Source organism: Myroides sp. A21, from assembly GCF_000807225.1.
Classification (GTDB): Bacteria; Bacteroidota; Bacteroidia; order Flavobacteriales; family Flavobacteriaceae; genus Flavobacterium; species Flavobacterium odoratimimum.
On the sequence record NZ_CP010327.1, the window covers coordinates 1,220,785 to 1,234,254 of the forward strand.

General features: G+C 36.3%; 9 protein-coding genes. All 9 read right to left on the minus strand.

Going from position 1 to position 13,470, the window contains the following annotated elements; all coding sequences use genetic code 11:
• Nucleotides 1-73 precede the first annotated feature (73 nt).
• The 9 genes from gltX to MYRA21_RS05700 all read right to left on the minus strand — a co-directional run bounded on the left by gltX (nucleotide 74) and on the right by MYRA21_RS05700 (nucleotide 13,453).
• Complete coding sequence (gltX, locus tag MYRA21_RS05660) at nucleotides 74-1,588, minus strand: glutamate--tRNA ligase (protein WP_006257941.1); 1,515 nt, start codon at nucleotides 1,586-1,588, stop codon at nucleotides 74-76.
• Between the two features lie 94 nt (nucleotides 1,589-1,682).
• Nucleotides 1,683-2,975 carry a phenylacetate--CoA ligase family protein gene (locus MYRA21_RS05665; RefSeq protein WP_006257940.1) on the minus strand — a complete coding sequence of 431 codons (1,293 nt, stop codon included), beginning with the start codon at nucleotides 2,973-2,975 and terminating at the stop codon, nucleotides 1,683-1,685.
• Nucleotides 2,975-4,630, minus strand: coding sequence for an acyl-CoA--6-aminopenicillanic acid acyl-transferase (locus MYRA21_RS05670; protein ID WP_006257939.1), 1,656 nt, complete (start codon nucleotides 4,628-4,630; stop codon nucleotides 2,975-2,977). Before MYRA21_RS05670 ends, MYRA21_RS05665 begins: the two co-directional genes overlap by 1 nt.
• Nucleotides 4,614-6,152 (minus strand): NAD(P)/FAD-dependent oxidoreductase, encoded by a 1,539-nt coding sequence (locus MYRA21_RS05675; protein WP_006257938.1) that lies wholly within the window; start codon nucleotides 6,150-6,152, stop codon nucleotides 4,614-4,616. The genes MYRA21_RS05670 and MYRA21_RS05675 overlap by 17 nt, the downstream gene beginning before the upstream one ends.
• A 5-nt stretch (nucleotides 6,153-6,157) precedes the next feature.
• Nucleotides 6,158-9,820 (minus strand): 1-acyl-sn-glycerol-3-phosphate acyltransferase, encoded by a 3,663-nt coding sequence (locus tag MYRA21_RS05680; protein ID WP_006257937.1) that lies wholly within the window; start codon nucleotides 9,818-9,820, stop codon nucleotides 6,158-6,160.
• Nucleotides 9,820-11,013, minus strand: coding sequence for a DUF2062 domain-containing protein (locus MYRA21_RS05685; RefSeq protein WP_006257936.1), 1,194 nt, complete (start codon nucleotides 11,011-11,013; stop codon nucleotides 9,820-9,822). Before MYRA21_RS05685 ends, MYRA21_RS05680 begins: the two co-directional genes overlap by 1 nt.
• A gap of 14 nt (nucleotides 11,014-11,027) precedes the next feature.
• Nucleotides 11,028-11,507: a hypothetical protein gene (locus MYRA21_RS05690; protein ID WP_006257935.1), complete on the minus strand. Its 480-nt coding sequence runs from the start codon at nucleotides 11,505-11,507 to the stop codon at nucleotides 11,028-11,030.
• A 2-nt stretch (nucleotides 11,508-11,509) separates the two neighbouring features.
• Nucleotides 11,510-11,878 (minus strand): 3-hydroxyacyl-ACP dehydratase, encoded by a 369-nt coding sequence (locus MYRA21_RS05695; RefSeq protein ID WP_006257934.1) that lies wholly within the window; start codon nucleotides 11,876-11,878, stop codon nucleotides 11,510-11,512.
• Nucleotides 11,879-12,859: 981 nt separating this feature from the next.
• Nucleotides 12,860-13,453 (minus strand): porin family protein, encoded by a 594-nt coding sequence (locus MYRA21_RS05700; RefSeq protein WP_006257933.1) that lies wholly within the window; start codon nucleotides 13,451-13,453, stop codon nucleotides 12,860-12,862.
• Between the last annotated feature and the right edge of the window lie 17 nt (nucleotides 13,454-13,470).

Here is a 13,470-nt window from a genome sequence, read left to right on the forward strand (position 1 = left end):
TTATATCCAAAATATCACAGAATATGTAATAATAAAAAAGAGGTATAAACGATGTTCATACCTCTTCTATATCTTATTTATTCGCTTCTACAGCGATAGCTATTCTCTCTATAGTCTCCTCTTTACCGATCATCTCGATGATGTCAAATAAGTCTGGTCCCTTCACAGCACCTACTAGACTAAGGCGAAGTGGTTGCATCACTTTCCCCATTCCGATACCTTGCTCATTGATCCAATCCTTCACGATAGACTCTATATTCTTCGCTTCGAATGTCTCGATACCTTTTATTACTTCAGACACTTGTGTCATAATATCAGATGTATCTTCTTTCCAATTCTTTAATGCCTTAGCATCGTATTCTGTTGGTTTTACAAAGAAGAAATCACTCAGCTCATAGAAATCAGCTACGAATGTTGCTCTCTCTTTGATTAATCCTACTACTTTCTCTACATAAGCATCTGTAGCTTCGATACCATTATCTTTTAAGATTACTTGATATGCCTTAGCTAAGTCAGCATCGCTCTGTAGCTTCAGATAGTGTTGGTTAAACCATTTGTTCTTCTCTGGGTCAAACTTAGCACCTGCCTTGTGTACACGTGTTAAATCGAACTTCTCTACTAACTCTTCTAAAGAGAAAATCTCTTGATCTGTACCATCATTCCATCCTAATAAAGCAAGGAAGTTCACCACAGTCTCAGGGTAGAATCCTCTCTCTCTATATCCAGAAGACTTCTCTCCAGATGTAGGATCTTGCCAATCTAATGGGAACACAGGGAATCCTAGTTTATCTCCATCACGCTTAGATAACTTACCGTTACCAACTGGCTTAAGGATTAGAGGAAGGTGAGCGAACTCAGGAGCTTCCCATCCGAATGCTTTGTATAACAACTCGTGTAGTGGAAGAGAAGGTAACCACTCTTCACCTCTAATCACGTGTGATGTCTCCATTAGGTGGTCATCCACGATATTAGCTAAGTGATATGTTGGCATTCCGTCACTTTTATACAATACCTTATCATCTAATAAGCTCGTTTCGAACTTGATATCACCTCTGATAATATCTTTTAGATGTAAAGTCTCACCTACAGGAGTTTTAAAGCGGATAACATAAGCCTCACCATTAGCTATCTTAGCATCCACTTCTTCTTTACTTAATTTAAGAGAAGTACTCAGCTGCTCTCTATTCGTATGATTATATATAAATGTCTTTCCTTCAGCTTCAGCTACTTTTCTTAATTCGTCTAATTCTTCAGCAGTATCAAAAGCGTAGTATGCCCATCCACTCTCGATTAGTTGATCAGCATATTGTTTGTACAATTCCTTGCGTTCACTCTGTCTATAAGGTCCGAACTTTTCATTCTTACCGATAGTCTCATCAGGTGAAATCCCTAACCATTCTAAAGCTTCTAATATATAAGCCTCAGCTCCTGGTACAAAACGATTTTGGTCAGTATCCTCTATTCTGATATAGAATACTCCGTTGTGCTTTTTAGCGAATAAATAATTGAATAATGCGGTTCTTACGCCACCAATGTGTAATGGTCCAGTTGGACTTGGTGCAAAACGCACGCGAACTTGCTTAGCCATTTTGTTTAAAATTTTTTACAAAGATAAATACTAAGGCCATTTATCTACTGATATTTAATATAATATTTTACTACTCTATCTATTTCTAAATAGATCAAACGCGTTTATCAATAAATGTAATAGGTTTACGACTCATTGGATTAAACACGATAGGTTGCAGTGTATCAAATGCTTCAAAGACTACTTTAGGCGCTACACGTAGTTTAGCTCTAAAGGTATCTTTGATATTCTTAGAGAATTCTTGACTCGTATCTTCAGTCACAATGCGAATTACTATCTCATCTGTTCCGATATCATTTGTAGAAACTTCTATAAGATGTAACTTAATCTGAGGAAAAGAATTCAACAAATCTACTATTGCAGGTGGATATAATGTCGTCCCTTTATATTTTATCATATGTCTCTTGCGTCCTTCTACAGGTCCTAAGCGATAAGTATGTCTACCACAACGACAAGGAGATACATGTTTACGCACCATGTCACCTGTCTTAAAACGGATTAAAGGCAGCGCCTCAACCCCCAATGTAGTCACCGTCAACTCTCCTAATTCTCCATCTGCTACTACATGATTCTCGTCATCTAATACTTCAGTGATAATCAACTCCGGATTCACATGTCCTCCTTGTGTAAACTCACATTCTGTAAATGCCGCTCCCATCTCTGTAGAAGCATATGTTGAATATAATTTAATATCCCACTTCTCTGTGATTCGCTGAGCCAGAACAGAAGGTGTCAAATCATCCTTACGAAGCGCTTCTCCAATACAGATTACGCCTTTTACACTACTGTTATTATAGTCTATGTCATTCTTCTCGGCATAGTCTATCAACTTCAATAAAAATGAAGGAACAGCTATTAGATACTTTGGTTGATATTGTAAGATAGAGTCCCATTGCAACTGTGGTATTCCAGCACCTACACGAATAACACCTGCACCCAACTTTCTCAACCCTAAGAAATAAGCCAAACCGGCCATAAATCGTCTATCTATGGTAGTCATTAGTTGTACCACATCCCCCTGTTGTACCCCAGCACATTTGAAGGATTGATACTCATTCTCTGCTAATCGCTCCAAGTCACCATCGGTCAACCCAAATGTAACAGGGTCTCCCAATGTTCCCGAAGTAGTGGCATAATCAATAATAGAAGTTTTAGGTACACAGAAGAAAGCATCATTCTGTCTCTGCAAATCATCTTTAGTTGTCAAAGGTAATTGCTGTAAATCTTCTATTGTTTTAATAGTAGCTATATCAATACCTTTCTCTTTAAACAAAGTTTTATAGAAAGGAGAGTATTCATTGACATAAGCTAAGACTTCTTGTAGCCTTTGCTCTTGATATTTCAGAATATCTTCTTTAGATTGATAATCTATACGAGAACTTTCCATTACTTATTTCTTATTTTCTTTAAATACTTCTTTATTTTTTGTTCGGCAGGTAAGGTTGTCACTTCTTTAGTCAGCGCTGTATTAAACTCCTCACGAGCTAAAGAATACTGCTTCTTTTGCATATAATACAATGCTGTACGGTAATACACTAACCAATACTCAGGATTCAACGCCTGATACGTTTTAATGTATTCCTCTGAGACTTCTTGTTTCTCTTTGATCACTTTCTGAAAGACGTGGTCTTCCACTCTAAAGCGTTCATAATCTCTAAATGCTTTACTATCGATAAACTGGTCTTTCGCTATCGTTAAACTATCTACACCTAAGTGATAATCCTTATTTTCTTTACTAAAGATCTTGTTTAAATCATAAGCCACGAACTCTCCCAGTTGATAAGGATTAGACGACACCCATACCAGTCTTTTCTCTGGTTGAAAGACAATGCCATGGTGTGCTAATAGTTGGTTTAACGCCTTCTCGTTTCCATACCCTATTTCCTTTCCATTCAGTCCTTTTGTATCTCTTAGTATATCAACCATCTTCTGAGGAGTCAACACCTCAGCATTATGTACATACTCGTTGACCTTATCCCATCTGTATTGCGAGTGACTCTCTTCGATTTGTTTTTTATTTCGCTTATCTTTTTTAAAGGCATCGCTTTGAAAGTGATTCGAGCAGATTAATGCACTGCTATTAGGCACTTCATATACCCCAAAGTTCTTTGGTGCTATCTCTATCAATATTGCCTTCCTATCTGCTGCACTCCCCACCATGATAGACTCAGATACAAATACTTTCTTCGTTTTAGCAATGGCGATAGCTTGTTCTATATTGTCAGCATATTGTAGTATCTCACGAGCAACTACAGAGATAGGTGTTTTTGCCTTCAGTGGGATAGAAGACTTTCCTGCATTTAGTGTTACAGTCAGTCCCTTTTCATTCATTCCTGATACCACACCTGTCATACCTCCCCACGTCACAGACATAAACGCATTTCCCTTTTCAGGTTGTATAAAAGCGATTATTTTATTCTCCGCAAAATCATCTCCTACATAAAAGTCAAAGTTTCTCCCTATCAACAAACCACCATCAGCAGAGTTCTCATCCCATACTGCAAGAGATGTACATCCTACTAAAGCTAGATCCTGAAAAGCATGTCCTATGTCATGCGCTCCGTGAAGATAAAGATTGCGCTGGTAAGCTGGTCCTAAGAAATCAAATCGGGTAGTAGCATAGTTACTTAGTCCGTATATCTCAGCTTTGTATTCATTCGGAATATATTGATATAAGTCTCTATTGTAATACTTCAATAGTTTAATCAACATCTTTTGCTTAAATCCTGCTGGTACAAACTCCTCTACTTTTGAGAAGAAGATTGTTTCTTGCTTTTGATACAAATCCTTTGTTAGAGCTCCTGTATTTAATCCAATTTGATAAGGATCACCACTAACATACAATTCCCATAATTGTTGTTTATTCTTACTTAAAAAGCCTTTATCAGTTATGCGAATACTATCCTGTATGATACTAACTTCTGGCGTAGCGGCATCCCATCCTTCAAGAATAGGAATATCTTTCAATCCTTTCTTTACACCACAACTTCCTAATAAGGCACATATAATTAGAGTCCCAATATATCTATACCAATGCTTCATCATCTCTATACTTATTGAGTTTCGTTAGCAAAGAATCTTTATCTACCATCTCTAGACAAGTTACAAATGCACCTATAGTCACTCCCATTACTCCGTGCATACGCACATTCTGCCCTGAGAAGAATAAGTTGCCTATCTTCGATCTCGGAGAGATAAATGTCTTCATAGGGATATTAGCATCCTTGATAAATCCGTACATATTTCCTCGTTCTGACCCTATAAAATCTCTATAAGTCAAGGGCGAAGAGGAATGAACACTCTTTATAGCCCTGCAGATACCAGGATATTTAGACTCTAACTTAGCTAATAGAAGTTGCTCTTTTTCTCGTTTGAAATCCTCATAGCTATTTCCTCTAGTTCCTAGATTCTTAATAGTCGATACATTGTATGTCTCTCCCCATTGTTTGACTTCCTCGAAATCCATATAGGTCATCACTGTCATACTATCTGCCCATTCTTGTGCAGGAGAAGTACAGTTCATAGAAGCTACTAACAAATTAGGCCATCTACCTTCAGCTTTTTGATGTGTATCCCATACATCATCTATACTGTTATAATAGTATATGTTGCTATTCTGATAAGGATAGCACTCTTTTTTAAATACAATATAAAGTGAGAATACCGAAGGTACCTCCTCTAGACTCATAATACGCTTTACAAATGGTTTAGAGAAACTCTCTGTCCCTACCATGCGTATCGTGTGCTTCAAGTTAATATTAGAAACAAACTGATCTGCCGTATACTGCATCCCATCTGCTGTCTTACATGATGCCAATTGTTGGTTGTCAAAAACAAAACCTACAACTTCTTTATTCTTGTAGATCTCTCCTCCATAACTCTTCAGTACTTTGATAAGTGCTCTACTGATTTGACTTCCTCCATTGACACATCTCCAAGCACTCTGTATGTAAGAATTGACTGTCAAGGCATGTACATATAAGGGGGTCTTCTCCTTATCTGCTACGTATAAAAAGTTAGAACCTATAAGCACTGCTTTTAACTTTTCATTACTTGTTATTTCATCTAAGAAATCGATCAACTTAATACTTACGATATTCTCGTCATATCCTTTCCCCCCTTCGAGGTAATACATCGGGAAGCGGTGACAGATATCATTGATAGTATCACAATACTTGCGCAGTGCGACCTCTTCTTCAGGGAAGAACACAAGTAATTGTTGCACAAAGTTTTCATACCCTTGTGCATGTGGATAATCAATCATTTCGTCTTCAAAGGAGATAAAGTCATATCCATTCTCATCTAAGCGATATAGTTTCAACTTATCCATAATCTCTAGATAAGAGAAATACTTATACAGATTCTCACCGACATCTAGACCTCCGATATAGTGTACCCCTGTATCGAACACAGACTTATCACGAGCGAACGTCTGTAGGTTACCTCCATACTGTGTGTTCTTCTCCAGTACGCAGACTTTCTTTCCTTCTTTTGCTAATATTACAGCAGAAGCTAATCCCCCAAGACCGCTTCCTATCACAACTACATCATACTTCTTCTCCATAACTTTTATTCTCTTAGATACACACTGATATATTCATTCTGTACAGATAATTTGAAACTTCTATCAGGTACATACTCCTTTACTTTTCTATGTAACACTACTATCTTATGGATAGTAGTAGGTACTTCACCACTTACTATTGTAGATACTAACAGCGTATTGACACTACCATCTATTTCAAATACATCAGTTATATATTCTACCGTTCTACACTTTGTTACATAATTGGTTTGTGCTACGCTACGCTTGTAATCATCTTGAATATAAGCATACACTTTGCGCTTGCTCTGTTGTAAAGTTAACAAGAAATTAATCTGTCCATAGTCCTCTCCTACATGCAATATCTTCTCTTTGTCAGACAAGTGATTATCCAATTCATAATAGTCCTCTGCATAATGCTTAAAATCATCTTTCACCTCTTTCAAGATACTGCCTTCTTTATAAAAATATCCTAAGAACAATTTACGTCTAAAGTAATTCTTATCCTCTAGTTGTCTTCTAATAGCTCTAAACTGTTCTTTGTAGAATTTACTTATCTTCTTTGTTCGCTCTGAGTAATCCTCACCATACGATCTATCTTCATAAGTAATGCGTTCTCCTACTGTAGTAATAATGTGCCCTCCATATATGATATAATCTCTCTTTCCATTAACCTCAGCATTCCCATGTATATACATAGGTATAATATCTAACTTCAAGGTCTCTGCTAAGAAGAAAGCTCCTTTGTGGAAGCGCTGTACATCATTGGTCAATGAGCGTGTTCCTTCAGGAAATATCATCAACGAGAATCCTTGTTTCACACGTTCCTCTAAGTGCTCTACACTGTTATCTACCCCATTAGATACAGGATAGAACCCAGCCATCTGTACCGCTCTACCAAAGATAGGTGACTTATACACCCAGTCATTCACTAGATAGACTATATTTGAGTTAACCATTCCTATCGTCAATGAATCTAAGAATGACGTATGATTAGCTATAATAACTGCTGGCTTCTTGAAGTCTTCTTTTTGCTTATTGATAATCCCTTTTTTCACAAATGGGTTTAAGTATAATACAGAAGCCATATACAAAGACATTCCCTTGCCAAACAACCTCAACTTAACTACTTTTCGCATAGGCAATATGAACATCAATATCCTTGCAATAAAAGAGTACAATACACCACATACCCCAAAATAGGTAAATGATACAATACTAAACAATAATAAACGCAACGTAATAGGTGACTTTCCTTTCTGCTGTCTATTTGTAAAACAGAAGCGATATAAACGAGGATATAATACAAATGCCGAAATAGCCGATACAGACAATCCTATCAAAGACACTACAGAGATAGAACGCAAGGCTGGATGTTTCGCAAATATCAGTGTACCTATAGCTAATAGTGTTGTCAATACAGCCAAGATAATAGACGAACGATACATCACACTCTCATTCTTACCCGTTGTATATTCTTTCTGTAGGGCACTGGTCATAAATATAGTGAAGTCCACTCCCTGACCGAATATCAAGGTACACACGATCGAACTAAAGATATTAAACTCTATGTGAAACAGTCCCATCAGACCTGTAGTAATAAATCCGGTAATAATGATCGGTACCATACTCACTAGTACCATCTCTATACGTCTAAAGAAAAACCATAGAATCAACAATACAGCAATCAAAGAATAATTGACCAAACTCGTAAAGTCTTTCACCAGATTACTCAAGAAAGTCTCATTAATAGCCTTCCTATCAATCACCAAATACTCTTCTGGCCCTTTTAACTCATCGACAAATGCAACTCTATTGTTTTCTTGTACTTTGACCAACGTATTAATTGTATAGAATCCATCCTTCTCTATGAAGAACTCATCCATAATCTGAGGATTCAACTTTGTATATTCTTGAATTGGAATAACACCAAAGCTCGTATCTAATAAATCATAGAACCCCTCATACGTACTTTCCATAAAGTCATATCGCTGTCCTTCTCTGATCAGTGTATGCTTTATACTTGATATATTTTGCTTTGCCCAGAATGTGTCCCAAAGCTTAATCTTCTGCTCTTGTTGACTCTTAGATAATACAATATTGCCTAGTGAACTATACTGCAAGATATGTCCATCTGCTTTCTCACTCTTTAAGTGCTGAGCTAGTCGTGCATTATCTTCTACCACATCATCTACAGATTCTCCATAGCACGTTATATACAAGGATTTACTATTGCTATCTAAGGTACTATTGAGCTTTTCTTCTGCTTGTTTTAATTCTTCTGGAAAGTAGTTCATCGAAGACAAATCCTTATCGAAAGTAGTCTTGTCAAAAGTAAAACAACTTACTACAATCGCTAAAAGACATAGTCCAAACAACCACTTACTCTTATCAAAGGGAAACTTAGCTACTTTATCTATTAGTGTATTCGACTTGCCTACCAAATCTTTCTCAGACGGTTTATACAGATGAGGTATGAATAGCAAGGAGAATAGACCTGCTGCCATCACTGTAATAGACGCAAATATTCCCAAGTCTTTTAAGGCTTCTGAATGCACAAATACTAGACATAAAAAGGCAATGGCTGTCGTAGCACAACTCATTATGATAGGTCTAGTGATCTCTCTATACACTTCTTTTATATCTCCACTATGCTTGTAGTGTGTCATAATATGCAGGGCGTAGTCTATCGTAATTCCTATCAATATAGCCCCTACACTCAACGATATAGCAGATATAGAATCCTTGATAAAATACAAGACAAACAAGGCTACTAATGCAGCACATATAGTCGGTATAAACAGTATGACTGGAATAAATAGTTTGCGATAAAAGGCTACTAATAGAACCATGAGCACTGTCACAGATATAGCTACGGTCTTCTGTATATCACTCTTGATCTGCTTAGCATTAGCTACAGCTACAAAAGAAGCTCCGAAATAATCTACACTTACTTTATCAGCATACGTTCCATTCAAGCTCTCTTTTACCTCTTCTAAATAGTTGATAAAAATAGTATTGTGCTCCGTCTCTGTACCGTCATATACAGGATCAATGAACAAGAGTAGCTTATCCTCATCTTTGTTCATGATATACCCATCCACAAGGTGGAAGTCATCACCGATATTGAGTTGTTGCAGCTTCTGTAGTGCCATAAAGCCTATCCCCATTGGGTCTCGCTGTATGAACTGCTTCGCTACCATTCCCGTAGGAGAGATTAGCGTCTTATAGTTGGCTTCTACGACTTGCTTTAAACTATCATTATTCAGTTTGACAGCTATTTTTTCATAGTCACTTTCTTCTAAAAACAGGGGCAAGTGTGCATAGACAAAGTTAATTGCTTCATTGATATTCTCATCATCTACCTTGCCTTGTATAGACTTGACATATTCGTTCTTCACCGCTAGAGAATCTAAGAACTGATCAGCTAACGTCACTAAGTCTTCTGTAGTTCCCTCTTGTTGTTTCTCTATGATAACTGATATCTTATCTGAGAAACGCAGCTGACTAAGTACTTTCGAAGTGATACTTGTCTTTTCATTCTTTGGTAATATACGAGTGATATCCTCTTCAAACTTAATATTTAAAGCCCCATAAGCTGTTAATACCACAAAAAGTAAGGATAGTATAAAGAACATTACTTTGTTCTTCTCTCCCCATTTATAAATATGATAAAATACACTTGACATTACTTCCTTTTTTTATTGAATACAGATAATAATACATAACTCACTGTTCCGAACAGTACACTCATTACACTTGCTAGGACGATACTTCCCACTAGATACTGTACTAAGTGTGCAGACATAGAGGTTATAGAATACTCATCTAAGATAATATCTTTCGTCCCATGTGGAACCAAATAATATCCTAGCTGCAAAGATGCAAATACGATAATAGGTATCATCGGTGGTATACTCACATTCGAAAACGTAAATGCCAACACTTTATTCAACCTGAATGTGATAGCTAAAAAAATAGATAAGAACGACTGTAGTCCCCACAGTGGCGCTATACCGATAAATACCCCTAGTCCTATAGATATCGCTTTGACCCTATTCGAATCATCACTTCCTAGTATATCTTCTCTCAAAAAATCTTTAAACCTTTTTTTTTTGAAACGTCTAAAAAAATTCCTTGGGATAATATAGACCAACAGTAAGGTTACCAAAACTGTATTCAGTATACTAATACGCGTAAAGTCCTTAAATGGTCTAAAGTGAGATACCCGCTCAGACTCATCATAGAGTACTTGTACAGGTACATTGCGCACAGCTACATCATTCCATGCTGCTCGCACAATAACCTCTATTTCGAATTCAAATTTATTTGTGTAATATTTCTTTGCCAAAGACTGCAAAGGATATAAGCGATACCCTGATTGAGTATCTGTCAAAGTAATACCCGTCTCAAACCAAAACCAAAAGTTAGAAAATCGGTTGCCAAAGCTACTCTTCTTCGGTACACCCTCTTGCTCCATATTGCGAGAACCAATAAGCAATAGGTTCTTCTCTTCACTCTCCATCAACGCCTGGACAAACACAGGAATATCACTCGGATAATGTTGTCCATCACTATCTATTGTGATAGCATATTGATACCCTTGGCGTATAGCTTCTCTAAACCCAACAGTCAGTGCATTTCCTTTCCCCTTATTCTCTGGTAAATGAATAGTATGCAACTCTCTGTTATAATCTGCTAAAATAGCTGAGGTATCATCTGTAGAGCCATCGTTAATGACAATTATCTTATTCGTATAAGACAATACTCCATCGATAACACGCCGTAAAGTCTTGTGGTTATTATAAGTGGGAATCAAGACACAAATGCCCAATTCGCCTATGGTATTATGTATGTTAGGTAAGGTAAGGTCTTCTTTCATTTATTCATCTTCCATTACAGAAGTTTATTTCTGTCATCAGTAGTAAATGCTTTTGATTGTTTCGCATAACTACTAATCCATTTCTTTACATCAGCAGACTGATTGCTATAGTTCTCTAGTATTACCAGTTTATCTTCTTGTATATTCGCTTTATACTTCACGATATTCGGTACGTGTTCTTGTATGATGAGCCTGATTAATCTTATTTCTACATCCTTTGGCTTACTAGCTACTGCTCCATCTAGCAGTGCAGCCCCCTGTACGATTAGCGCTTTTTTATTCTTAATACCTTTCTCGAATTTAGCTTTCGTGATTAGCGCACTTCCTTTGTAAGCATTGCCCAAATCTGTGTTATCTAATTTTAGAGTCTGATTATAGAACGCTTCTGCTAGTTCTACAGACTCTCCCGCGTGTTCAAAACGTTCTCTGATACTAGTCGTCGAAGTCTGAAACAGCATCATTGCACTAATGAAAATAACAGTTAAGAATTTCATATCTATTTCTTGCTATAAGTACTACTCATTTTTAAAGCGATAGTACCTACAAAGTCGATAGTACTCTTCACCTTTACGATTTCGTCTACCTCATCTACCTGTAGCGAAAACGTTAGTTCATTACACTTCTCAGGATTAATCAAGGCCATAAACTTCACATTGATTACCTGTTCCATAAAAAGTTCACACTTCGAGATTGATTCAGACAATTCTTTAATGATCTGCATCATACATATACCAGGCATTACAGGATTATTTGGAAAATGTCCTTTAAATACATCATGCGTGGTATTTAATCGTACTAAGGCAGTATATTGATTCGCTGTAGTCTCTTCTAAATTAACTACTTCATAAAAATTGTCGATAAGCATAAATACCTATATTATTTCTTAAAAAAACTTTAATGCAAAACTAATTAAAAAAAACATACTGTTATTTAAACGCCATTTAACTTCTTCACAAAAAAAACAGAAGTTCTAGCATTTATTTTCTTATTTAATCTATATTCTTCAGCAAATAACAATAAAATTTCCCTGCATATTAGGTTAATTTTTAATTATACACAAAAGAAATAAATATATAATAGAAACTCATTATATCACCTCTATTCATCCTTTCACCACTCCTATACAGAATATAACACATTAATTACAAAACGATTAACACACTAAAACTCCTCCTTTCAAAACAATACGTAGCTACTTCTCTACTGACTGCATCACCCAATATTCATCACAGAAATAACAACACTCCACAATGCAGACTAGAAACACAAAGGTAAAAAACAGACTAAAATTCATATTTCGCCCTAATTTCTCTATTTTTCCGAGTATACAAAATCGGGGTGGTCGGCTTGTGGTCGGCATATGATAGGCATTTGGTCGGCTTAAAAATATTGTTTTAAGCCGACCACATACCCAGCACTAGCCTAGCATACTGGAAACATAGTGAGCTAAACATATCGTATTTTACACCTATTGTATCTTAAATAGCACACATTGCACTACTTATCTGTAAATAAAAAGTAGGTAATCAAGAAAATTATATACTTAAAAAAGGGATAAAATTGACACGCTAAACTGTCTAGAAAGGAGGCAAACACTAAAATAATGTAATACTAGTATCTGTCTGAATAAAACGATTTTATGATCTGTTCTCCTAATTTTAGGATGTGATCCTCCCTTATACAATGTCACACTAGGCTTCCTAATACGAACGAAATTTCAAAAACTACAAATACTATTAGCTCTGTATATCGAGTAAATAATCATGAAAAAACAGCCATAAAAAAAGTCGATTAAACGCAATGTTATTGCGTTTAATCGACTTTGAATATATTTATATACTGTGTACTAGAACTTCAAATAGGCTCCTATCTGAAATGTATTATTACGCATATAATCCGAATCATCATATCGACTACTATAGTGATACTCATCAGCAGATGCATTAATACTCACTATACCAGGCATCCAGCGAGCTTCTATCCCGATGCGCTTGGTAATATCGATACCGATACCGAGGTTAAGTGTTAAGTCAATAGGAGTGACATTATACTTACTGCTATTCGTTGCTATAGCTAAACCAGGTCCTGCTTGTAAATTAATCTTACCAAAATAGAATTTATTAATCACGTTAATGTCTATGTAACTAAGTTTTAATTCATCTGCATCTCGCTGATACGGATCATAATGTGGATTATTATTTGTTCCTTTCACTCCTTGACGTGAGTATATCAGCTCAGGTTGTAATTCATAAAATCTAGCAAAACGAATAGGCAATTGTATCCCTGCGTAAAAATCAGTGCGATAATCTCCACCTATATTAGTTACATTACTAATACTCCAACCACCGCGTATACCGGGATTAAGTATCTTTCTCTTCTCTTTAGCATAAGACTGACTTACCCCCATGACTATTAAAAGTGTAAGTAATAGTTTTTTCATAATTATAGTGTGTTTAT

Excerpts from the sequence above, each read along its gene's own strand:
- MYRA21_RS05690 (WP_006257935.1), bottom strand. The coding sequence starts at position 11,507 with ATGAAATTCTTAACTGTTATTTTCATTAGTGCAATGATGCTGTTTCAG.
- MYRA21_RS05670 (WP_006257939.1), bottom strand. The coding sequence starts at position 4,630 with ATGAAGCATTGGTATAGATATATTGGGACTCTAATTATATGTGCCTTA.
- MYRA21_RS05700 (WP_006257933.1), bottom strand. The coding sequence starts at position 13,453 with ATGAAAAAACTATTACTTACACTTTTAATAGTCATGGGGGTAAGTCAG.
- MYRA21_RS05685 (WP_006257936.1), bottom strand. The coding sequence starts at position 11,013 with ATGAAAGAAGACCTTACCTTACCTAACATACATAATACCATAGGCGAA.
- MYRA21_RS05665 (WP_006257940.1), bottom strand. The coding sequence starts at position 2,975 with ATGGAAAGTTCTCGTATAGATTATCAATCTAAAGAAGATATTCTGAAA.
- MYRA21_RS05675 (WP_006257938.1), bottom strand. The coding sequence starts at position 6,152 with ATGGAGAAGAAGTATGATGTAGTTGTGATAGGAAGCGGTCTTGGGGGA.
- MYRA21_RS05695 (WP_006257934.1), bottom strand. The coding sequence starts at position 11,878 with ATGCTTATCGACAATTTTTATGAAGTAGTTAATTTAGAAGAGACTACA.
- gltX (WP_006257941.1), bottom strand. The coding sequence starts at position 1,588 with ATGGCTAAGCAAGTTCGCGTGCGTTTTGCACCAAGTCCAACTGGACCA.
- MYRA21_RS05680 (WP_006257937.1), bottom strand. The coding sequence starts at position 9,820 with ATGTCAAGTGTATTTTATCATATTTATAAATGGGGAGAGAAGAACAAA.